Annotated in this window: 18 protein-coding genes and 1 pseudogene; 8 read left to right on the top strand and 11 right to left on the bottom strand. The window is 59.3% G+C overall.

All coding sequences use genetic code 11. From position 1 onward, the window contains the following. Position 1: 1 nt before the first annotated feature. Complete coding sequence (locus tag AC1M2H_RS15520) at positions 2-1,453, bottom strand: M81 family metallopeptidase (protein WP_480148021.1); 1,452 nt, start codon at positions 1,451-1,453, stop codon at positions 2-4. Between the two features lie 10 nt (positions 1,454-1,463). After that, positions 1,464-2,600 (bottom strand): ROK family protein, encoded by a 1,137-nt coding sequence (locus AC1M2H_RS15515; RefSeq protein WP_480148020.1) that lies wholly within the window; start codon positions 2,598-2,600, stop codon positions 1,464-1,466. Positions 2,601-2,831: 231 nt separating this feature from the next. On the opposite strand from AC1M2H_RS15515, the gene AC1M2H_RS15510 reads away from it, so the two are divergent. From AC1M2H_RS15510 to dbpA, 7 genes are all read left to right on the top strand, one after another. After that, positions 2,832-4,364 (top strand): ABC transporter substrate-binding protein, encoded by a 1,533-nt coding sequence (locus AC1M2H_RS15510; RefSeq protein WP_480148019.1) that lies wholly within the window; start codon positions 2,832-2,834, stop codon positions 4,362-4,364. A 24-nt stretch (positions 4,365-4,388) separates the two neighbouring features. Next, positions 4,389-5,309: an ABC transporter permease gene (locus AC1M2H_RS15505; RefSeq protein WP_480148018.1), complete on the top strand. Its 921-nt coding sequence runs from the start codon at positions 4,389-4,391 to the stop codon at positions 5,307-5,309. Between the two features lies 1 nt (position 5,310). Further along, positions 5,311-6,171 carry an ABC transporter permease gene (locus AC1M2H_RS15500; RefSeq protein ID WP_480148017.1) on the top strand — a complete coding sequence of 287 codons (861 nt, stop codon included), beginning with the start codon at positions 5,311-5,313 and terminating at the stop codon, positions 6,169-6,171. Next, positions 6,168-7,124, top strand: coding sequence for an ROK family protein (locus AC1M2H_RS15495; RefSeq protein WP_480148016.1), 957 nt, complete (start codon positions 6,168-6,170; stop codon positions 7,122-7,124). The genes AC1M2H_RS15500 and AC1M2H_RS15495 overlap by 4 nt, the downstream gene beginning before the upstream one ends. A 63-nt stretch (positions 7,125-7,187) precedes the next feature. Further along, positions 7,188-8,171 (top strand): zinc transporter ZntB, encoded by a 984-nt coding sequence (gene zntB / locus AC1M2H_RS15490; RefSeq protein WP_123707693.1) that lies wholly within the window; start codon positions 7,188-7,190, stop codon positions 8,169-8,171. A gap of 282 nt (positions 8,172-8,453) precedes the next feature. After that, complete coding sequence (gene ynaL, locus AC1M2H_RS15485) at positions 8,454-8,639, top strand: proline-rich small protein YnaL (RefSeq protein WP_480148015.1); 186 nt, start codon at positions 8,454-8,456, stop codon at positions 8,637-8,639. Between the two features lie 14 nt (positions 8,640-8,653). Further along, complete coding sequence (gene dbpA / locus AC1M2H_RS15480; RefSeq protein ID WP_480148014.1) at positions 8,654-10,027, top strand: ATP-dependent RNA helicase DbpA; 1,374 nt, start codon at positions 8,654-8,656, stop codon at positions 10,025-10,027. A gap of 48 nt (positions 10,028-10,075) precedes the next feature. On the opposite strand, the gene ttcA is transcribed toward dbpA, so the two are convergent. The 7 genes and pseudogenes from ttcA to nifJ form a co-directional block, all read right to left on the bottom strand. Continuing rightward, positions 10,076-11,011, bottom strand: a complete 936-nt coding sequence (gene ttcA / locus AC1M2H_RS15475) for a tRNA 2-thiocytidine(32) synthetase TtcA (protein ID WP_480148013.1) — start codon at positions 11,009-11,011, stop codon at positions 10,076-10,078. 49 nt (positions 11,012-11,060) lie between these two features. Continuing rightward, a pseudogene (locus AC1M2H_RS15470) lies at positions 11,061-11,291 on the bottom strand (tyrosine-type recombinase/integrase); the annotation flags it as partial. Between the two features lie 248 nt (positions 11,292-11,539). Beyond that, positions 11,540-12,454: a polyphosphate kinase 2 gene (gene ppk2, locus AC1M2H_RS15465; protein WP_480148012.1), complete on the bottom strand. Its 915-nt coding sequence runs from the start codon at positions 12,452-12,454 to the stop codon at positions 11,540-11,542. A gap of 24 nt (positions 12,455-12,478) precedes the next feature. Further along, positions 12,479-14,098: an inorganic phosphate transporter gene (locus AC1M2H_RS15460; RefSeq protein ID WP_480148011.1), complete on the bottom strand. Its 1,620-nt coding sequence runs from the start codon at positions 14,096-14,098 to the stop codon at positions 12,479-12,481. A 199-nt stretch (positions 14,099-14,297) separates the two neighbouring features. Further along, a complete protein-coding gene (gene uspF / locus AC1M2H_RS15455) occupies positions 14,298-14,732 on the bottom strand; it encodes a universal stress protein UspF (RefSeq protein ID WP_480148010.1) in 435 nt (144 codons plus the stop codon). Positions 14,733-14,813: 81 nt separating this feature from the next. After that, positions 14,814-15,026 carry a KTSC domain-containing protein gene (locus tag AC1M2H_RS15450; RefSeq protein ID WP_480148009.1) on the bottom strand — a complete coding sequence of 71 codons (213 nt, stop codon included), beginning with the start codon at positions 15,024-15,026 and terminating at the stop codon, positions 14,814-14,816. Between the two features lie 703 nt (positions 15,027-15,729). Beyond that, positions 15,730-19,257: a pyruvate:ferredoxin (flavodoxin) oxidoreductase gene (nifJ, locus tag AC1M2H_RS15445; RefSeq protein ID WP_480148008.1), complete on the bottom strand. Its 3,528-nt coding sequence runs from the start codon at positions 19,255-19,257 to the stop codon at positions 15,730-15,732. 471 nt (positions 19,258-19,728) lie between these two features. Here nifJ and AC1M2H_RS15440 point away from each other — a divergent pair, with 471 nt between their 5' ends. Beyond that, positions 19,729-19,995, top strand: coding sequence for a putative hemolysin (locus AC1M2H_RS15440; RefSeq protein ID WP_041145253.1), 267 nt, complete (start codon positions 19,729-19,731; stop codon positions 19,993-19,995). Between the two features lie 81 nt (positions 19,996-20,076). Here AC1M2H_RS15440 and hslJ read toward each other — a convergent pair whose 3' ends face one another. Both hslJ and AC1M2H_RS15430 read right to left on the bottom strand, forming a co-directional pair. Then, the gene (hslJ, locus tag AC1M2H_RS15435) at positions 20,077-20,499 is read right to left on the bottom strand and encodes a heat shock protein HslJ (protein ID WP_480148007.1); all 423 of its coding nucleotides are present in this window, start codon (positions 20,497-20,499) and stop codon (positions 20,077-20,079) included. Between the two features lie 122 nt (positions 20,500-20,621). Next, positions 20,622-21,611 (bottom strand): 2-hydroxyacid dehydrogenase, encoded by a 990-nt coding sequence (locus AC1M2H_RS15430; RefSeq protein WP_480148006.1) that lies wholly within the window; start codon positions 21,609-21,611, stop codon positions 20,622-20,624. Positions 21,612-21,680 lie beyond the last annotated feature (69 nt).

Below are 21,680 nucleotides of genomic sequence, written 5' to 3'. Positions count from 1 at the left end.
CTCAGCACTCCCCGGCAAAAGGGGCTCTGGCGGAAACGAAAACCTGCGGCGTGAACGCAATATCGCCGGTGAACGGCCAGGTCGGAGTGAGCATCCGCCGGCGCGGCACGCGCTCGATATCCTGATCGACCACGCCTTTGGAAAGGGCCATCAGGTTTGGATTGGCCAGCGGCGCCAGATCCGGCGACAGGTAGCCCGATTTGACCACCAGAATCTTTACCCGGCTCAGATCGAGGCCGAGCGCGCTAAAATCGGCGAGATCGTGATAGGGGCGACGGCGGTCGGCGACCACCACGGTGATGCCGGCCACCTGTAATACGGCCTGGTTAGCGCTACCGTGCGCGCCCGCGGGCAGGAGATGCTTCACGGTAAAGCGGGCGCTGACGCTTTCGCCAGCCGGATCGAGCCGTGCGCCAACGGTCAGCTCAAGTTCTGCGCCAACGCCGGCGCGAAACGCGGCCTGGGTCGCCGGGGCATCGGCAATGCCCGCCACCAGGGTATTGCCGGCATTCTGGCGCAGGAGCTCGGCCAGCACGTCGCCGCGATCGCCGACGCCGCCGCCGGTGGGGTTATCGCCGGAGTCCGCCAGAATAACCGGCGCCGTGGGGCTGGCGATGGCCTCCTTCACGCACTCCGCCACGCTGCCGGTACGGCAGCCGAAGACAAACTCCTCGCGGACGTTCCAGTAAGACTGCGCCAGCTTCATCGCCTGCTGTTTCAGCACCTTCGCGTCGGTGCCGGTAAAGATGGCGGCGGCGGTGGCGCGCGGTTCATCGGCCCAGACGTAGCCCACCATCAGCGAACTATCGAGTACGCCGGGGAGGCGATCGCTTGCCGGCAGGGTGGCGTAGAGGCTTTTCGCCGGCTCATCTTCGGTACTGGTGCGCTCGCCGGGGAGCAGCACCGGCACCGGCGCCCACACCACGCCGGGCCGCACGCCGGTGGTAATGCTGTTGACCAGCATGGTGACGGAGCGGCGCATGGTCTCCTCAACGTCAATATGCGGCGCGGTGCGGTAGGTCGAATACATATCAATGGCGTCGATAATGCGCTGGGTGACGTTGCCGTGCAGATCGTAGCTCACGGCTATCGGGCAGGCGTCGCCGACGCAGGCCCGGGCGGCGGCGATCCAGTCGCCTTCCGCATCCTCCAGCCCTTCGACGAACATCGCGCCGTGCATCGCCAGATAGAGACCATCAACGGGCAGCGCGGCCTGCAGGCGGGTCAGAAACTCGGCCTTAAAGCTCTCATAGGCGGCACGCGCGACCGGGCCGCCGGGAATGGCGCGGGCGTGCAGGGTAGGCAGAAAGGTCGCCGGATAGTCTTTGAGGAACTGAAAGTAGGGCGCCGCCAGCAGCGCGTCGCCTTCGACCGTGCGAAACTCGTCCTCGTGAGTCAGTACCGGATTGAAGGTGCTGCACTCAATATGTATTCCACCAACGGCAATGCGCATAGGGACCTCGTTAATATTCGGGAAATAAAACGTGAGTAAGGGCCACGCTTGCGGCAGCAAGCGCCCAGCTGTCCTGTTCAAGCGGGCGGTAGATGAGCGGCGTTTTTCCCGCCATGCCGGGGAGCAGATAGGTTTCGATGGCCTGCTGCATCACGGTATTGAGCAGCCCCTGAAAGCTATCGGGCTGGTGCGCCAGCATGATCGCCGCCGGATCGTGGGTCTGAATTTGATGAGAAATAGCCATGCCTAGCGCGTCGCCGGCCTGGTGCAGGATATGAATCGCTCCGGAGTGTCCTTTGCGGGCCAGCGCCTCCAGTTCGGCGAGGCTGCTGGCCTCGATGCCCTCCATGCGCGCCTGTTCAAAAATGGCGGTCAGGGAGGCTACGGTGTCGAGGCAGCCGCGCTTCCCGCAGCGGCAGGGCTTACCCGCCGGCACGATAGTACAGTGGGCGATTTCCCCCGCGCCGCCGTGGGCGCCGCGCCAGATGCGCCCGTAAATCACCGCCGCGCTGCCGATACCGCTGCCGTGGGAGATAGCGACCGCGCTTTCGTACTTGCGCAGATGGCCAAAGGTCTTCTCGTAGGTCGCCAGCGCGCGGGTATCGTTTTCGATAACCACCGGGATCCCGCCGGTGGCGCGGCTCAGCAGCTCTGCCAGCGGAACCTGATGCCAGCCCAGCAGCGCGGACTGCACGCAAACCGACTGGGCGGCGTCAACGAAAGCGGAGAGCGCAAAGCCGATCCCGGCCAGGCGCTGGCGGTTAATCGCCGCGCTGCTGAGCAGATCGGCTATTTCAGCGGCCAGCTGCTGGATCAGCGCCGGGATCTCCTCCTCGGGGATGAGATAGCGCTCGGCAAGCTTTTCGCCGACGCCGTTCATCAGCACCACCACCAGCTGATGGTCGATCAGGGAGATGCCGATCGCACAGGCGGCATTCGGTGAAAGTGACAGCGTAACCGAAGGCCGCCCCTGGCCGCTGGAGGCGGCCATCGCGCTCTCCTGCAGCACGCCCGCCGCCAGCAGCTCTTTGACCAGCGCGCCGATGGCCGGCTTACTCATGCCGGTCAGCCGGGCGAGGTCGGCCCGGCTGGCTCCCTCTTCGCTGCAGACCAGATGAACCAGTTGTTGTTGAAGTTTGTTCAGCATAGTGCCCCGATCCTTCGCTTTTTTTTGAACATAGTGGCGGCCTGCTGATTTAGCAATCAGTTTTTTCACAAAAGTAACTAAGTGAACGCATATAAGTTAAATTTATTACCTAATTAAGCGCCAATGGTGGCTAATATCACATTTAAAGAAATTTGTTATGTGTAAAAACAAAACTTAATAGCAACATAATGGCCACAACTGGCGAAATAACATACGGGCAGGGGTTAAGCGATGAAGGTATTGATGAGCAAATATCGACTTGCCGTTCTGGCAGGCGTTCTGGCGGTAGGCAATATCACGGCGCTGCAGGCGGCGACGCTGAACGTGATGCAAAATGAAGCGCCGCGCAGTATGGATCCCGGCGATCAGACGGCGACCTTCACCGATACGGTCCTCAAGCCGATGTATGAAGGGCTGGTCGATCTCTCTGCGGATTACAAAATCGCCCCCGCGCTGGCTACCGCCTGGCAGGTGAGCGAGGACGGCAAGGTCTGGACCTTCACGCTGCGCAAGAACGTCACCTTCCATGACGGTACGCCGTTTAACGCCGACGCGGTGGTGGCCAATATCCAGCGCCATATCGATCCCAAAGGCAGCCTGGCCGCCAGCTCGCGGATGCGCAACGTTATTGCATCGGTGAAAAAAATTGACGACGGCAGCGTCGAAATTACGCTGAAAAAAGTCTACCCCTCGTTCCTCAATTTACTCACCGGCGGCGCGGCGAAAATGGTCAGCCCGGCGGCGGACAAAGCCGGCACTATTGGCCGTAAGGCGGACGGAACCGGCCCCTATATGCTGCAGGAATATAAAACCGGCGAATATGTTTTAGAGAAAAAGAACCCGCACTATTGGGGTGACAACGGCGGTCCGGAGCAAATCAAATGGACCTGGAGCGCGGAACCTTCGGTCATGAATATGGCGCTGCTCTCCGGTCAGGTTGACGTAATCAACCCGGTGCCGCCGCAGTTCGGGATGCAGCTGAAGAGCAACCCGCAGGTGAAGCTGGAGCAGGGCAAAGGCGCGTCGGTGTTCTGGGTGGCGCTCAACGTTGAGCAGAAGCCGCTCAACGATGTGCGCGTGCGCCAGGCGCTGAATCTGGCCACGGATAAAGACGCCCTGCTGAAGGCGGTGATGTTCGGCTACGCCTCCGCCGCTAACTCGCCGCTCGCCCCGGTGAATGAAGGCTACGATAGGTCGCTCAACGAATACCCTTACAATATCGACAAAGCCAGGGCGCTGCTCAAGGATGCTGGCTATCCGCAAGGGTTTGACATCAACATCGCCGTACAGGGGCCGGACGCCCGGACCGCGCAAATCCTGCAGGCGATGTGGGGCAAGGTAGGGGTGAAGCTGAATATTCAGCAAATGGAAAGCGGCGTCTGGAGCAAAGCCGCCTTCGCGCCGGCCGCTGAAAAGCTGGCCAACCGCACTGACTCCGTTCTCGCCTCCTGGTCCTCGGGCCTCAACGGCTCAGATTTACAGCTGCGTCCGCTGTACTACTCGCAGAGCGCCGCGCCGGTTGGCGCCAACCTCGGCTTCTATAAAAACCCGACCCTCGACGACCTGCTGGATAAAGCGGCGACCACGATGGATGACAAGGCGCGCATCGCGGATTACGTGCAGGCGCAGAAGGTCATCATGCAGGACGCGCCGCAGGTGATGCTCTACTTCCAGGATGATCTCTACGCCACTCGCGCGGATATTAAAGGCGTGCGGATGGAGCCGGGCGGCGAAATTATCGTCATCGACGCGCAGAAGCCGTAAAGCCGGGGCCTGACTGGAGTCGTTATGAAAGCCTACGTCATCAAAAAACTGCTCTCCCTGCCGCTTATCCTGCTCGGCGCGTCGCTGATCGTCTTTTTGGCGATCAGGATGCTCCCCGGCGATCCTGCGCGGCTGATGGCCGGTCCGCAGGCAACCCAGGACGACGTGAGCCGGATGCACTCCCGCCTCGGGCTCGACGATCCGCTGGCGCTACAGTACGGGCGTTTTGTGGTCGGGATGCTTAAAGGCGACTTCGGCGTTTCGCTAAAATCGGGGCAGCCGGTCTCCGCCGAGCTGGGCGAGCGGGCGCCCTATACCCTCGGCCTGGCGCTGCTGGCATGGCTGATGGCGGTGGTGCTGGGCATTCCGATGGGGATGTGCGCGGCGATTTATCGCAATCACGCCGCCGATCACGCCCTGATGCTGATCGCGATTGCCGGCGCCTCCATCGCCAACTTCTGGTTGGCCCTTATCGCGATGGATACCTTCTCGGTGAAGCTGGGCTGGCTGCCGCTGTTAGGGGCCGAGGGCTGGAAAAGCTATATTCTGCCCTCGGTGTGTCTCGGTATTTTCCCGATGGCGGTGATGTCGCGCATGACCCGCTCGAGCATGGTGGACGTGCTCGGCGAAGACTATATTCGCACCGCCAGGGCCAAGGGGCTGGCGCCGTTCTACGTCTACTTTAAGCATGCCTTGCGCAACGCCTTAATTCCCATCGTGACCATTATTGCGCTCAACTTTGGCAGCCTGATCGGCGGCGCGGTGGTGACGGAGTCGGTATTTAACTGGCCGGGCATCGGGCGTTACCTGGTGGATTCCGTGCGCTATCGCGATTATCCGGTTATTCAGGGCGTGACGATGATAACGGTCGCCAGCGTGGTGGTGATGAATCTGGTGGGCGAAATGATTATCGCCAGAATCAACCCGAAAATAAGGTTTGATTAATATGTCTGAAATCTCACTCGCCAAATCGCGCAACGGCCTGATGAACGGCCTGCGCTGGGGAATAGAGCATCCGTCGATCGCCATTGGCGGCTTTATCGTGGCGCTAATCGTCATCGGCGCGCTCTTTGCGCCGTGGCTGAGCCACTACGATCCCTATGACCAGGATCTCCTCAATATTCTCTCCGCGCCTTCGGCCGAACACTGGCTGGGCACCGACGACTACGGGCGCGATATTTTTTCCCGCACCATTTACGGCGCGCGGATCTCCTTAATCGAAGTGGTGGTCAGCGTGGCGCTATCGCTGGCGATGGGGCTGCCGCTGGGCATTATGGCGGCGCTGTGCGGCAAAAGCGTGGACCACATCATTATGTGGATTATGGACGTGATCTTCGCCTTCCCGGGGATCGTGCTGGCCATTCTGCTGGTGAGCGTGCTGGGGGCTGGGCTGATCAATATGCTGCTGGCGATCGCCATTTTCTCGGTGCCGGTTTACGCCCGCCTGAGCCGCAACCTGACGCTGGGGATTAAAAATATGGAGTATATGGAAGCGGCGCGCGCGCTGGGGATTGGCTACCGGCGGCAGATTATTCACTATATTCTGCGCAACACGCTGGGGCCGATTACCGTGCAGGCTACCCTGACCGGCGGGTCGGTGATTCTCGCCGCCGCCTCGCTGTCGTTTTTGGGCATGGGGGTACAGCCGCCGATGCCGGAGTGGGGCACGATGATGAGCGACGGGCGTAACTTCCTCGGGATCAGCCTGGGCATTTCGCTGTGGCCGGGGCTGGCCATCGTCCTTTCCGTCCTCGGGTTTAATATTCTCGGCGACGGCCTGCGCGACCTGCTGGACACTCGCCTGTGAACGCGCGCGTGCTCTGCCTCGATATTGGCGGTTCCTTTATCAAAAGCGCCATCTCCGGGGCGGCGGGGGCGATCGCCGATATCCGCCAGCGTCCCGTTCCCACCGGCGGCTGGGACGATTTTTCCGCAGCGATTGGCGATATCATTGCCGGCTACGGCGACGGTCTGTCGGCGGAAAGCCCGCTGGCGCTCTCCTGCGCCGGGGTGGTGGATGTCGCCACCGATCGCATTCTCTCCAGCAACGTGAAGCCTTTTCGGGGCGTCAGCATTACCCGGACCCTTAGCGCCGGGCTGCGGCGTGCGGTGGTGATGGCCAATGACGCCGACTGTTTTACCCTCGCGGAGGCGAGCAGCGGCGCAGCGCAGGGGCTCCCGGTGGTGCTGGGGATTATCCTCGGCAGCGGCATCGGCGGCGGCATCGCGATTCATGGCAATATTCTCTACGGTAATCAGGGGATAAGCGCAGAATGGGGCCACGGACCCATTGTGCAGACCGCGCTGAAGGTCGGGGATCGCAGCCTGAGCCTGCCGCGCCTGCCCTGCGGCTGCGGGCAAAGCGGATGCCTCGACACCCTGGGCGGGGCGAGGGGCATTGAGCGGCTGCACCATATTCTGAGCGGGCAGACCCTGAGCAGCCGGGAGATTGTCGCCCAGGGGCTGGCGGGACGTGAACCCCAGGCCCTGACCCTCGTCGCGTGGCTGGAGGTGGTGAGCGAGCCGCTGGCCCATACGGTGAATATCCTCGGGCCGCACCGAATCGTGGCCGGCGGGGGGATGGCGAGCGAGGCGGCGCTGATTAGCCGCCTTGACGAGGCCCTGCGGCGTAAGATTTTGCTGAAAACGGAGCGGCCGCTGATCGTGGCGGGCCGCCACGTAAGCGACGGCGGCCTTATCGGTGCCAGCGTGCTGGGGCAGCGGCTTTTATCAGCGAATTCAGCACCCTGCTCCTTTTAGCCCTTGCTTAACGGAGGCGTCAGGCTAGACTACGAAAATTAAGCATGAGTTAACGGAGGTCTGGTGGAGGCGATTAAAGGTGCGGAACTGAATGTCCCGGATGCCGTTTTTGCATGGCAGTTTGACGGCAAGGGCGGCGTAAAACCGCTGACAAATAGCGACACTATCGATAAAGACCATCCCTGCTGGCTACATCTGAACTACACCCACGCCGACAGCGCGCAGTGGCTGGCGGAAACGCCGCTGCTGCCGAACAGCGTGCGCGATGCGCTGGCGGGGGAAAGCACCCGGCCGCGGGTGACGCGGGTCGGCGATGGGACGCTGATTACCCTGCGCTGCATTAACGGCAGCACCGACGAACGGCCGGATCAGCTGGTGGCGATGCGCTTATATATGGATGAGCGCCTTATCGTTTCAACCCGCCAGCGGCGGGTGCTGGCGCTGGACGACGTGCTCGGCGACCTGCGTGAAGGCACCGGCCCGGTGGACTGCGGCAGCTGGCTGGTGGATATCTGCGATGCGCTGACCGATCATGCCAGCGAGTTTATCGAACAGCTGCACGACCGGATAATCGACCTGGAGGATAATCTGCTGGATCAGCAGGTTCCCCCGCGCGGCTTCCTCGCCCTGCTGCGCAAGCAGCTGATCGTGATGCGTCGCTATATGGCCCCGCAGCGCGATGCCTACTCCCGGCTGGCCAGCGAACGTCTGCCGTGGATGAATGACGACCAGCGTCGGCGCATGCAGGATATCTCCGATCGCCTCGGCCGCGGTCTGGATGAGATCGATAGCTGCATTGCCCGCACGGCGATTATGAGCGATGAGATCGCGCAGATTATGCAGGAGGCGATGTCGCGCAGAACCTATACCATGTCATTGATGGCTATGGTTTTTCTGCCCAGCACCTTTCTGACCGGCCTGTTTGGCGTCAACCTCGGCGGCATCCCCGGCAACGAGTGGCATTTGGGCTTTTCCATCTTTTGCGTAATGTTAGTTGTTCTGATCGGTGGTGTTGCATGGTGGTTACATCGTAGTAAATGGCTGTAAATAATCGCCTTTTATCAGCCTTTGGCCGCGAAAACCCGGCAATGTTTGAGCGAAATCAATAAACCTACTACCCATTCGGGGCAATATCTCTCTCGCAGGTGAATGCAACGTCAAGCGATGGGCGTTGCGCTCCATATTGTCTTACTTCCTTTTTTGAATTACTGCATAGCACAATTGATTCGTACGATGCCGACTTTATTGAGTCGGCTTTTTTTTTGCTCTCCGGCGGCCAGCTTCTACGCTTAATGGGTGGTACACCCGCTCACAACCGGGAGAGTCAACATGCGATATCAGCCATTAACTTCCATACCCATTTCACCCGAGCCTAACGACCCGATGCCGGTGCCGGACCCGCGGCCTCGTCCGCACCCTTTACCCGACCCGCCGCCGGACGATGAACCGATTAAATTGTCGCATCAGAGGCGCAATTCTGCGAGGATACGCGCCTGCCAATTGCGCGCCCTTTAACACGAGAAAATATTGTGACCGCTTTTTCAACCCTGAACGTTTTGCCCGCCGCCCAGCTCGATAACCTCAACGAGCTGGGATACCTTGCGATGACTCCGGTCCAGGCGGCGGCTTTGCCGGCGATTCTGGCCGGTAAAGACGTGCGCGTACAGGCGAAAACCGGCAGTGGGAAAACGGCCGCATTTGGCCTCGGTCTGCTCCAGCAGATTGACGCCACGCTGTACAAGACGCAGTCTCTGGTGCTGTGCCCGACGCGCGAGCTGGCCGACCAGGTCGCCGGCGAACTGCGCCGGCTGGCGCGCTTTCTGCCGAATATTAAAATTTTAACCCTCTGTGGGGGCCAGCCCTTCGGCGCCCAGCGCGATTCGCTGCAGCACGCGCCGCATATTATCGTCGCCACCCCGGGACGCCTGCTCGATCATCTGCAGAAGGGCACCGTCTCGCTGGACGCGCTGCAGACGCTGGTGATGGACGAGGCGGATCGGATGCTTGATATGGGGTTCAGCGACGCCATTGACGAAGCCATTCGCTTTGCCCCCGCCGAGCGGCAGACGCTGCTGTTCTCCGCGACCTGGCCGGAGGCCATTGCGGCGATTAGCGGACGCGTGCAAAACGATCCGCAAACCATCGAGATTGATTCCGTTGACGCGCTGCCGGCAATTGAACAGCAGTTCTTCGAAACCTCGCAGAAGGGCAAAATCGCGCTGCTGCAAAAGCTGCTCAGCCAGCATAAGCCGGCCTCCTGCGTGGTGTTCTGCAATACCAAAAAGGATTGCCAGGCCGTTTGCGATGCGCTCAACGCTGCCGGGCAGAGCGCGCTGTCGCTGCATGGCGATCTCGAACAGCGCGATCGCGATCAAACCCTGATCCGCTTTGCTAACGGCAGCTCCCGCGTGCTGGTGGCGACCGACGTGGCGGCTCGCGGTCTCGATATTAAATCCCTGGAGCTGGTTATTAACTACGAGCTGGCCTGGGACCCGGAAGTTCACGTTCACCGCATCGGCCGCACCGCGCGCGCCGGAGAGAGCGGGCTGGCGATCAGCCTTTGCGCGCCGGAAGAGGCCCAGCGCGCCAATATTCTTGCGGAGATGCTGCAGCTCAAGCTGAACTGGATGAACGCGCCGGCCGGCGGGACGATCGTCCCGCTGGAAGCCGAAATGACGACCCTGTGCATTGACGGCGGTAAGAAGGCCAAAATGCGCGCCGGGGACGTACTCGGGGCGCTGACCGGAGATTTAGGATTCGATGGCGCCGATATCGGCAAGATTAACGTTCATCCGGCACACGTCTACGTGGCGCTGCGCCAGGGCGTGGCCCACAAAGCGTTTAAGCTGCTGCAAAACGGCAAGATTAAGGGCAAGAACTGCCGGGTTCGTTTGCTGAAATAGGGTAGACAAGGGCGTCTCAGCCACCGCGCTGAGGCGCCCGTTCGCGGTTTACTTCACTTCCACCACGTTCAGCCGCAGCTCGTCCAGCTGGGCCTCATCCTCTTCCGGCTGCCAGCCGGCAGGCCGGTGCGGGATCTCTTCGCGATCGAACGCCAGGTCGCCGCCGTCAACCACCTCAGAGCCGTGGGTAATCCCTTTAAAGTCAAACAGGCTGACGTCGCTAAGATGCGACGGCACGACGTTCTGCATGGCGCTGAACATGGTCTCGATACGCCCCGGATAGCGCTTATCCCAGTCGCGCAGCATATCGCCGATCACCTGACGCTGCAGGTTAGGCTGGGAGCCGCACAGGTTGCATGGAATGATAGGGAACGCTTTCGCCTGCGAGAAGCGCTCGATATCCTTTTCGCGGCAGTAGGCCAGCGGGCGGATAACGATATGCTTGCCGTCGTCGCTCATCAGCTTCGGCGGCATGCCCTTCATCTTGCCGCCGTAGAACATATTGAGAAACAGCGTCTGCAGAATGTCGTCGCGGTGGTGGCCGAGGGCGATTTTGGTCGCGCCGAGCTCGGTGGCCGTGCGGTAGAGGATCCCGCGACGCAGGCGCGAACAGAGCGAACAGGTGGTTTTACCCTCGGGAATTTTCTCTTTGACGATCCCGTAGGTGTTCTCTTCGACAATCTTATATTCGACGCCGAGCTGCTGCAGGTACTCCGGCAGAATGTGCGCGGGGAAGCCGGGCTGCTTCTGATCGAGGTTGACCGCCACCAGGGAGAAAGAGATGGGCGCGCTTTTTTGTAAGCTGCGCAGGATCTCCAGCATGGTGTAGCTGTCCTTGCCGCCGGAAAGGCAAACCATAATCCGGTCGCCTTCTTCAATCATATTGAAATCGGCAATGGCTTCGCCGACGTTGCGGCGCAGGCGCTTCTGCAACTTGTCGATGTTGTATTTTTCTTTCTTTGTAACTTGCTGATTATCGAGCATTATTAGCGTTCTCTGAAACAAAAAGGGGCATCTAAGGGGCAACGTTAAATCACAGTTCACGCCTGGCGTTGAGCATCGATAGCCGATCGCCGTTCATTTCTTCAATCCATGTACTGTAGACTTCATACACCGTTTTCGCGTTTTCATGCCCCATCGGGTTAGCCATAAAAGATGGGTTAGCGCCGGCCGATCGCAGCCAGCAGGCAAAAGTATGTCGCGTATGGTACGGATTCCGGCGACGAATGCCAGCGCGTTTTGCAGCGGCCGCCCATCTGCCGTGGGAATAGTGAGTTTCTGGCTCCCCGCGGGGGGGCCCGCCAGCGCCATACTCCCGCTGGGGAAGGGATCGCTTAGCTTAAGCAAACGGGGTGAATTCGCCGCGGCCGTTATTCCGCTGACGATCGGAAGCAGGGAGCAAAAATAGGCCCTGGATGATCCATCTAAAGCGCCGCTGATATCCCTGGAATAGAGTGATGGCAGATGGTTCTGCCATCACTCCGGCTGCATTTTACAGGTAGCGCGTAGCAATCAATAACGTTCAGGAACGATCATCTCATCCGGTACCGGGTGACGAATATAATCCGCGCTATGGAGCCGCGGGGGCAGGGTAATCGTCGGGGTCTCCGCCTCTGTATAGGGGATCTGGTGCAGAAGATGGGCGATACAGTTGAGGCGCGCCTTTTTCTTGTCCACTCCCTGCACGACCCACCAGGGGGCTTCGACAATATGCGTGCGTTCAAGCATGACCTCTTTTGCTTCCGTGTAATCCTCCCAGCGGCGCCGGCTCTCCAGGTCCATCGGGCTGAGTTTCCACTGCTTCAGCGGATCGTGGATGCGGCTCAGAAAACGGAGCTCCTGCTCGTCATCGGTAATGGAGAACCAGTATTTGATAATCTGAATCCCGCTGCGGGACAGCATCCGTTCGAATTCCGGGACGCTGCGAAAGAACTCTTCATATTCCTGGTCGTTACAGAAGCCCATCACTCGTTCCACGCCGGCCCGGTTATACCAGCTGCGGTCAAACAGCACCATCTCCCCGGCGGCCGGTAAATGGGAGACGTAGCGCTGGAAGTACCACTGCGTCTTTTCACGGTCATTAGGCGCGGGCAAAGCCGCCACGCGACAGGTACGAGGATTCAGCCGCTGGGTAATGCGCTTGATCACCCCCCCTTTTCCGGCGGCATCGCGGCCTTCAAAGATAATCACCACCCGGTGGCCGGTGCGGGATATCCAGTCCTGCATCTTGACCAGCTCTCCCTGGAGATGAAGCAGTTCGCGGAAATAGCGCCTGCGCGCGGCTTTCTTTTCATCGCCGTCCACTTCTCGCGAATCCATGCGTAAATCATCCAGCTCCATTTCCAGTTCTTCATCGTAACTGTCGTAGAACTCCTGCAACAGGCGTTGATTGAACTGCTCGTCGCGGTTGATGTATTGCTCTGACATGATTTACTCTCCTGTCGGATCCCATCACAGTTTATTGAAAAGCCAGTGTAAAATGGCGGAAAGCAGCACCGAGGCCGGTAACGTTAGCACCCAGGCCAGCGCCAGGTTACGTACCGTCGAAAGCTGAAGGCCGGAGTTATTGGCCGCCATGGTGCCGGCGATACCGGAAGAGAGAACGTGCGTCGTGGAGACCGGCAGGCCAAAAGCGTCGGCCGCGCCGATGGTGCCCATCGCCACGAGCTCCGCGCTGGCGCCCTGGGCATAGGTCAGATGGGTTTTACCGATCTTTTCGCCGATGGTGATAACGATTCTTCGCCAGCCCACCATTGTCCCGAGCCCCAGAGCAATCGCTACCGCCACTTTGACCCAGAACGGAATAAAGCGGGTTGAGCTGTCCAGCTCGCTTTTCAGCGCATCAAGGTTGTTTGCCAGATCCGGCGGAAGCTGTACGGCAGGGTTTTTCTTCAGATGCTTGATGGTTTCTGAAGCCAGATACATATCGTTACGGGTGTTCGTGACCGACCGGGCCGGTATTTTGTTCACCGCTCCGTACTGGCGGATCTGATCGCCGATCATGCCTGACAGCCGCCCCAGCGCCGGCAGCACCGCTGGCGTTAACTCGCCGCTGCGCACGTAGGTGGTCAGCACTTCGCGAGGATTGGGCGTCGCCACGCCGGGAGAAACCTGCAGCAGCCGGCTTTCCGTAACCTGGGCAAGGGCGGCCACCCGCGGCGCCTGTTCGGGGGGCAGGGTGCGGTTCAGCGCATAGGCAATTGGCATGGTGCCCACCAGAATCAGCATAATCAGCCCCATCCCTTTCTGCCCGTCGTTCGAACCGTGGGCAAATGAGACGCCGGTACAGGTCAGGATAAGCAGGCTCCGGATCCACAGCGGCGGCGGCGCATCATTTTTGGGCGCGGCATAGAGCTGTTTGTTTTTGACAAATTTTTTCAGCAGCAGCAGTAAAACCGCGGCGCAGACAAACCCGACAATGGGCGAGAGCAGCAGAGAGTAGCCAACGTTGACCGCCTGTCCCCAATCCACGCCGCTGGTGCCGTTGCGCCCGTGAATCAGGGCGTTCGCCACGCCAACGCCAATAATAGAGCCAATCAGAGTGTGGGAGGAGGAGGCGGGCAGACCAAACCACCAGGTGCCGAGATTCCAGATAATCGCTGAAAACAGCAGGGCATAAACCATGGCAAAGCCATTCCCGGTACCGGCCTGGAGGATTAATTCAACCGGTAGCAGCGAAATGATGCCGAAGGCAACCACGCCGCTGGAGAGCAGGACGCCAAGAAAGTTAAAAAATCCGGACCAGATCACGGCCACGGTCGGCGGCAGGGAATGGGTGTAAATCACCGTGGCAACGGCGTTGGCGGTGTCATGGAAACCATTAACAAATTCAAATCCGAGGGCGATTATCAGCGCCAGTCCTAATAAAAGAAAGGGAATGTAGCTGGTATATACCTCACCGGAATCCGCGACATCATTAAATAAGCTAACGCCCGAGAACGCCACGCCCGTTATTAATAATAAAACAAAAAAGAGGATCGTTTTTTTACTGCTCTTTTTATGGATCCCGGAGCGTATGGACGAAGGGGCGAGACCCTGTTCTGCTGATAATGAGGGACTATTATTACTCATAAAAACCATCCTCTGATGACAAAACTCATGCGATATACACGAACTTCCTGGCCGAGTTTATAGGAGTGAATGATCCCTTAGGTTTATTTTTTGTGAATAAATTGTTGCAGTTGGCAGGGGAATAAAAAGAGGGTAAGCACGGGAATTTACGAAACGGGAAGATAAAAAGCCCGCACCGGCGGCGGGCTGAAGGAAGAAGTTAGCGGACCACCAGTACGGAACACTCGGCGTGGCGCACGACGGCCGCGGCGTTAGAGCCGAGCAGGTAGGTGGTGATATCCGGGCGGTGCGAGGCGATGATGACTAAATCTGCCGGCAGCGACTTCGCCAGCTCCAGAATGTTGTCCTTCGGCGAACCTTCGGCAATATGGAAATGCACCCGATCTTCAGGGATGGCAAACTGCTTCACCACCTCTTTCAGCCGCGTTTCGGAGTCCGCTTTGAACTCATCCATCGGCGGCATCTCTGCGGTATAGGCCATGCCCAGCGAGGCGTAATAGGGAAGAGAGGGGATCACGCTCAGAAAATGGACTTCAGCATCATCAATCCGCGCTTCGGCTTCAACGTGGCTGATAACGCGTTGAGTTAATTCTGTATCAGAAATATCTATGGGTACAAGAATTATTCTGGTCATAAAACCTCCGGTTTAATTAACCTCTAAAAGTGTACGCCATTCAGGGGCAATATGTACAATGACCAGGGTCAGACTTTGGCTTCAGGTCGCGGAACGTTCGCTAAATTTACCTTTGATCACCCCGTCATAAAAACGCCCTTTGGAAACGACCTGCAGAAAGTTGTGAAAAACCCGCGGCGGAACGTCGCAGTACTGCAGCGTTTTGCCGTCGCGAAAACGTATTTCAAGGATGCCGAAGGTTTCGTCGTAGGCGACGGAGGCGATTCGCGATGATTTTACGGGATGATGATGCATTGCTGGCGTCCTTTACGAGCGGTCTGGTAAGCAATATATCATCCGCCGGACGACTATTTTAACGCAACAGGTATATTGTTTTGATTTGGTTAACATATCGGCAGAAAGGCGCGCGGACCCGCCGTCTGCGTCTCGATCTGCGTCGTCGCCGACGGTAGAACGGCGGAACCTGGTCTTCGGTAGCTCCTGATACCGCAGCGTCAGGCTCAGGCCGCAGCGGCGACCATAGCCGAACGGGTTGTAGCCGCCGAATCCCAGACCGGGCGTGCCAGCCGGTCCGGGCGCCGTGCGTATCGGGCTGACGATAGTTGGTCTGAATGTTATATTCCCATCCTCTTTTATTTAAATATGCCTTTGGTGACTTTGATTTTAACCCACTTCAGGGAAGTAAGAATCAGACGAAATAATAAGATGGAAGGGCGTAAATATTAATTATTTGGTTATGGATGAATCCTGAAATAAAGAATTCCGCGGCTATGGCGATAATCTTCATGAATCTTTCAAGGGTATTTATATGAAATAAAAATTATACGCCGGGAAGTTAATGGGATATTATTCGCGCGTTGTATGCCTATGTTTATTGTCAGCCGCATTTTTGCTGCCGCAGCTCGCCGTCCTCTTGCGGGCTATTTAAACGGTAAAATGACAAGCCCGAATATTCATTCGGGCTTTTTTTATGGCAACGCGCAAGGCGCGGTAAACATTAGCTTTCGACGGTGGGTTTCTCCGCTTTACCGGCCATCTGCGCAAGGAAGTCATAGCGTTTTTGCAGATCGGCCGCCGCGTCCTGCCACAGCTGCTCCGCTACCTCCGGCTGCTGCGCGTTGAGGCGACGGAAGCGCTGCTCGTTGAGCAGGGTTTCCGCCAGCGCGTCCGACGGTGGGCGAGAGTCCAGCGCCAGCGGGAGCTTGCCCTCATCCGCCCGGCGCGGGTCGAAGCGGTACAGCGGCCAGAACCCGGTGGCGGTCAGCTGGCGCATCTGATCGTGGCTCAGCGCCAGATCGTAGCCGTGCTCTTCGCAAGGGCTATAAGCGATAATCAGCGACGGTCCCGGATAGGCCTCCGCTTCCTGAATCGCTTTCACCGTCTGATTAAACTGGGCGCCCAGCGAAATCTGCGCCACGTAGACGTGGCCGTACATCATCATGCTGACGCCAAGGTCTTTGCGCGATTTACGCTTACCGTGTTCGCCAAACTTGGTCACCGCGCCGAGCGGCGTGGCCTTCGAGGCCTGGCCGCCGGTGTTGGAGTAGCACTGGGTGTCGAGAACCAGGATATTGACGTTTTCGGTCAGGCTCAGCACGTGGTCGAGGCCGCCGAAGCCGATATCGTAGGCCCAGCCGTCGCCGCCGATCAGCCAGATCGATTTTTCCACCAGCGCGTCGGCGTCGGTCAGCAGCTCCTGCGCTCCCTCAACGCCGGCCAGCGCGCGGCGCAGCTCCGCCACCTGCTCACGGCGGACGTCAGGCGCGGCCTCGGCGTGCAGGGCAGCGTTCAGCTCCGCCGGGATCGCATCGGCAAACTGCTCCAGCAGGCGCATCACCCGCTGACGGTGCTGGTCCACAGAGAGGCGGAAGCCGAGGCCAAACTCGGCGTTATCCTCAAATAAAGAGTTGGCCCATGCCGGGCCACGCCCGTTGGCGTCGGTGGTATACGGTGTTGACGGCAGGTTGCCGCCGTAAATCGACGAGCAGCCGGTGGCGTTGGCGATCAGCATCCGGTCGCCGTACAGCTGGGTCAGCAGCTTGATATAAGGCGTTTCGCCGCAGCCGGAGCAGGCGCCGGAGTATTCAAACAGCGGGCTTATCAGCTGAGAGGTGCGAATATCGATGCGCTCCAGTGCGCTGCGGTCGATCTCCGGCAGGTTGAGGAAGAAGTCGTAATTGACCTTCTCCTCCTCAACGTGCTCAAGGCGCGACATCATATTGATGGCCTTGATCTCCGGGTTTTGCCGGTCTTTCGCCGGGCAAACCTCAACGCACAGGTTACAGCCGGTACAATCTTCCGGCGCCACCTGCAGCACGTATTTTTGGCCGCGCATATCGCGGGATTTCACGTCCAGCGAATGCAGGCTGGCCGGGGCGGCTTCCATTGCCTCCGGGGAGATAACCTTGGCGCGGATTGCCGAGTGCGGGCAGGCCGCGACGCAGTGGTTACACTGGGTACACAGCTCCTCTTTCCAGATAGGGATCTCTTCGGCGATATTGCGTTTTTCCCAGCGGGTGGTGCCCATCGGCCAGGTGCCGTCCGGCGGCAGGGCGGAAACCGGCAGCGCATCGCCGAGTCCGGCCAGCATGGCGGCGGTCACGGTTTTGACAAAGTCCGGCGCGGCATCGGAGACCACCGGCGGGCGGTTCGGGCTGGCGGCGTTGACCTGCTGCAGCGGCACTTCGGCCAGCGACTCGCGGGCCATCGCCAGCGCCTGCCAGTTGCGTTCAACCAGCTCCTGGCCCTTGCTGCTGTAGCTTTTGGCGATCGCGCCCTGCAGCTCGGCCAGGGCGCTGTCGCCCGGGAGAATCTGCGTCAGATGGAAGAACGCCATCTGCATGACGGTGTTGATACGCGCGCCGAGGCTGCATTCGCGGGCAATTTTGGCGGCGTTGACGATATAAAACCGCGCCCGCTTCTGGTTGAGCATCGCCTGCACTTCCTGCGGCAGACGCGACCACGCCTCATCGGCGGCGTAGGGCGTATTCAGCAGGAAAATCCCGCCGGGCTTCAGCCGCTCCACCATCTGGTATTTGTCGATAAACTGTAGCTGATGACAGCCGACGAAGTCGGCCTGCGAGATCAGGTAGGAGGAGCGAATCGGCTTCTCGCTGACGCGCAGATGCGAAACGGTCAGCCCGCCGGCCTTTTTCGAGTCGTAGACGAAGTAGCCCTGCGAGAACCACGGCGTCGAGTTGCCGATGATTTTGATGTTGTTCTTGGTGGCCGATACGCTGCCGTCGCTGCCCAGACCGTAGAACAGCGCTTCCAGCTTTGCCTCCGACGGCAGGGTGTTTTCCCCCAGCGGCAGGGAGAGGTTGGTGACATCATCGTAGATCCCGACGGTAAAGCGCGGTTTCGGCTGCGCCGCGCTCAGCTCGTTAAATACCGCCAGCACGCACTCGGGGCCGAACTCTTTTGACGACAAGCCGTAGCGGCCGCCGATGGTGCGCGGCAGCGTTTCGCGTTCGCCGCGATTAAACGCTTCCGCCAGCGCGGTCATAACGTCGAGGTACAGCGGCTCTGCCTGGGCGCCGGGCTCTTTGGTGCGGTCCAGCACGGCGACGGCGCGCGCGCTTTCCGGCAGCGCTTCCAGCAGGTGAGCGGCGGAGAAGGGGCGATAGAGCCGCACTTTCAGCACGCCGACTTTTTCACCGCGGCTGAGCAGTTCATCCACCACTTCTTCGCAGGTGCCGATGGCGGAACCCATCACCACAATCACCCGTTCGGCCTGCGGGTGGCCATAGAACTCGAACGGCTTATAGCGACGGCCGGTGGCGGTCGCGAAAGCGTCCATTGCCGTTTCGACATGCTCGTAGACCGCGTCGTACCACGGGTTGGTGGCCTCACGAGACTGGAAATAGGTATCGGGGTTGGCGGAGGTTCCGCGAATTACCGGATGTTCGGGATTCAGCGCGCGCAGGCGATGGGCGTCGATTTCATCCTGCGGCAGCAGGCTGCGGATGGTGTCATCCGCCAGCGGCGCGATTTTGTTGATTTCGTGCGAGGTGCGGAAGCCGTCAAAGAAATGGATAAACGGCACCCGGCTTTTGAGGGTCGCAATATGCGAAATCAGGGCGAAATCCTGCGCCTCCTGGACGTTGCTGGCGCAGAGCATCGCGCAGCCGGTCTGGCGCACGGCCATCACGTCCGAGTGATCGCCGAAAATCGAGAGCGCATGGGTGGCGACGGTACGCGCGGCGACGTGCAGGACAAACGGCATCAGCTGACCGGCCAGCTTGTACAGCGTCGGGATCATCAGCAGCAGACCCTGCGAGGAGGTAAAGGAGGTCGAGAGGGCGCCGGTTTGCAGCGCCCCGTGCACGGCGCCGATAGCCCCGGCTTCCGACTGCATTTCAACCACCCGAGGTACGTCGCCCCAGATGTTTTTTAGCCCGTTGCCGGCCCAGGCGTCGGCCTGCTCGGCCATCGTTGAGCTGGGGGTAATCGGGTAGATGGCGATAACTTCACTGGTGCGGAACGCGACAGAAGCGGCCGCGCCATTACCGTCGATAGTAATCATAAAAAGAGACCCTAACATTGCGCAAAAAAGAAGGGACCCGCAAAACGGCGGCGAATCCTGTAATTATATGTAGTGAGTATAGGGGCTTTCGCTATGCCCTTGAAGTTGTGCGCCTTTCGAGTGCACAAATTGATCCATGGCGCGCGCCCCGCTGACGGGCTAAATAAGCTTATATGCTATTGACTTATAAGATCATATTCTGGCGCCGGGGCGAAAGGGAGCGCGCGCGGCCAGCTCGCGTTTGTGAAAACTGGATCGATCTTGCCGCTATTTACCCGGCGGTAGCGCGGCGGCGATTGACGTCGGCGGAAGAGAGAGGCGATCCCGCCGAAAATCGGCGATCCGGCGGGAAATTTGCTAGAAAATGTTAATGGGGCGCATAAATACGTATTCCGCCTCTCGACGTCGGGCGCCGGTCTGCCTATTATTCTTGGGTTTGTTTATTTTAAGATGTTTCTGAGGGGAGAGACGATGCGAGCTGCGTTTTTAGTTGGGTGTGCCGCGTTATTACTGTCGGCCTGCAGTAGTGAACCCGTTCAGCAGGCGACGGCGGCCCACGTATCACCGGGCATGCGCGCGGCGATGAGCAGTACCGGCCAGGCAAACTGCGCGATGATTGGCGGCTCGCTGTCGGTGGCGCGTCAGCTGGACGGCTCGGCGATTGGGATGTGCGCGCTGCCTAACGGCAAGCGCTGCAGCGAGCAGGCGCTGGCCGGCGGCAGCTGCGGTAACTACTAAGCATAACTTCCGCGCGGACGCGCTCTGCGGGCAGCGTAATTACGGCATGCCCGCTGCGTTGAGGCGCCGCGGCGTGCGGGATCAGTGAACCAGATCGGCGAGCTTATACACCAGCGTCCGATCGGCGGTCGCCAGCGTCAGCTGCTGTTCGGTGAGATCGACCTGCGCCCCGTCGCGGAGCATTTTGCCGAGCGTGGCGTCCAGCTCGTTAAGCTGCGGGTCAGCGCACAGCATCCGGGTCATCGCCAGCTCTTTAACCTTCAGCTCGCCATCCGACACCTTGCCTTCGCCGCTAAAGCGGTTGCACATATTGCCCGAGACGAACGTCTTCTCGCCAAAGCTCAGCTCCAGAGGCTTCGTGCCGTCCTTAAGCGGCTGACCGTCGACGCTGGTGAGGATAAACCGATGGTGCTGAAGCTGCTCCGCGCCGGTGGATACCTTGCTGTTATATACGCAGCCGGAAAGCAGCACTCCTGCCGCCAGCAGCGCAGCAAACTTATTCATTGTTTCTCCAGAAATATTTCACATCTTTAAGGTAGGCAGAGTGTAACTGTACTGCAGGCAATTTCTGTGGGGCTTATCTGAATGTGCCCCCCGCGGCGGGAGGGCACAAAAGGGGAAGGAAATCAGGCCAGCGCGTTGGCGCAGGCTTCACCGGCGGCAACCTGGCGCAGGTTATCGAGGGTGGTTTGCGAAATACTGATTAACGCCTCGGCGGTGAGGAACGCCTGGTGCCCGGTGAACAGCACGTTATGGCAGGCCGACAGCCGGCGGAACACGTCATCCTGAATCACGTCGTTGGATTTATCTTCGAAGAACAGATCGCGCTCGTTCTCATAGACGTCCATCCCCAGCGCGCCGATTTTCTGGTGCTTCAGGGCGTCGATGGCCGCCTGCGAATCAATCAACGCGCCGCGGCTGGTGTTGATGATCATCACGCCATCCTTCATCCGATCGAATGCCGCATGGTTCAACAGATGATAGTTCTCATCAGTCAGCGGGCAGTGCAAAGAGATCACGTCCGACTGGGCGTACAGCGTCTGCAGGTCAACGTACTCGACGCCGAGATCCAGCGCGGCGGCGTTAGGGTATGGATCGAACGCCAGCAGGCGCATGCCAAATCCTTTGAGGATCCGCAGCGCCGCCACGCCGATTTTGCCGGTACCGATCACGCCTGCGGTTTTACCGTGCATGGTGAAGCCGGTTAAGCCTTCGAGGGAGAAGTTGGCATCGCGGGTGCGCTGATAGGCGCGGTGAATGCGCCGGTTCAGCGACATCATCATGCCGATGGTGTGCTCGGCGACCGCTTCCGGCGAATAGGCCGGCACGCGCACCACCCGCAGGCCCAGCTCTTTGGCCGCGTCCAGATCGACGTTATTAAAGCCGGCGCAGCGCAGGGCGATGTACTTCACGCCGTGCGCCTTCAGCTCTTCCAGCACCGGGCGGCTACCGTCGTCGTTAACGAAAATGCATACCGCCTCGCAGCCGTTGGCGGTTTTTGCCGTTTTTTCGGTTAACAGAAAATCGAAAAATTCGAGTTCAAAGCCATATGTATCATTAACGTGCTGAAGGTACTTTTTATCGTACTGCTTCGTACTATAAACAGCGATTTTCATAAGACTTTTCTCCAGTGATTATACCGTCACGGTAGCATATTTAAAATAATCATACAATTATTAAAAATT

It is taken from the genome of Klebsiella sp. F11, assembly GCF_056712265.1.
Note: the sequence above shows the minus strand (reverse complement) of the source record. Positions and strands in the feature narration are given on the sequence as shown.

Excerpts from the sequence above, each read along its gene's own strand:
- AC1M2H_RS15520 (WP_480148021.1), bottom strand. The coding sequence starts at position 1,453 with ATGCGCATTGCCGTTGGTGGAATACATATTGAGTGCAGCACCTTCAAT.
- AC1M2H_RS15515 (WP_480148020.1), bottom strand. The coding sequence starts at position 2,600 with ATGCTGAACAAACTTCAACAACAACTGGTTCATCTGGTCTGCAGCGAA.
- AC1M2H_RS15510 (WP_480148019.1), top strand. The coding sequence starts at position 2,832 with ATGAAGGTATTGATGAGCAAATATCGACTTGCCGTTCTGGCAGGCGTT.
- AC1M2H_RS15505 (WP_480148018.1), top strand. The coding sequence starts at position 4,389 with ATGAAAGCCTACGTCATCAAAAAACTGCTCTCCCTGCCGCTTATCCTG.
- AC1M2H_RS15500 (WP_480148017.1), top strand. The coding sequence starts at position 5,311 with ATGTCTGAAATCTCACTCGCCAAATCGCGCAACGGCCTGATGAACGGC.
- ynaL (WP_480148015.1), top strand. The coding sequence starts at position 8,454 with ATGCGATATCAGCCATTAACTTCCATACCCATTTCACCCGAGCCTAAC.
- ttcA (WP_480148013.1), bottom strand. The coding sequence starts at position 11,011 with ATGCTCGATAATCAGCAAGTTACAAAGAAAGAAAAATACAACATCGAC.
- ppk2 (WP_480148012.1), bottom strand. The coding sequence starts at position 12,454 with ATGTCAGAGCAATACATCAACCGCGACGAGCAGTTCAATCAACGCCTG.
- AC1M2H_RS15460 (WP_480148011.1), bottom strand. The coding sequence starts at position 14,098 with ATGAGTAATAATAGTCCCTCATTATCAGCAGAACAGGGTCTCGCCCCT.
- uspF (WP_480148010.1), bottom strand. The coding sequence starts at position 14,732 with ATGACCAGAATAATTCTTGTACCCATAGATATTTCTGATACAGAATTA.
- AC1M2H_RS15450 (WP_480148009.1), bottom strand. The coding sequence starts at position 15,026 with ATGCATCATCATCCCGTAAAATCATCGCGAATCGCCTCCGTCGCCTAC.
- nifJ (WP_480148008.1), bottom strand. The coding sequence starts at position 19,257 with ATGATTACTATCGACGGTAATGGCGCGGCCGCTTCTGTCGCGTTCCGC.
- AC1M2H_RS15440 (WP_041145253.1), top strand. The coding sequence starts at position 19,729 with ATGCGAGCTGCGTTTTTAGTTGGGTGTGCCGCGTTATTACTGTCGGCC.
- hslJ (WP_480148007.1), bottom strand. The coding sequence starts at position 20,499 with ATGAATAAGTTTGCTGCGCTGCTGGCGGCAGGAGTGCTGCTTTCCGGC.
- AC1M2H_RS15430 (WP_480148006.1), bottom strand. The coding sequence starts at position 21,611 with ATGAAAATCGCTGTTTATAGTACGAAGCAGTACGATAAAAAGTACCTT.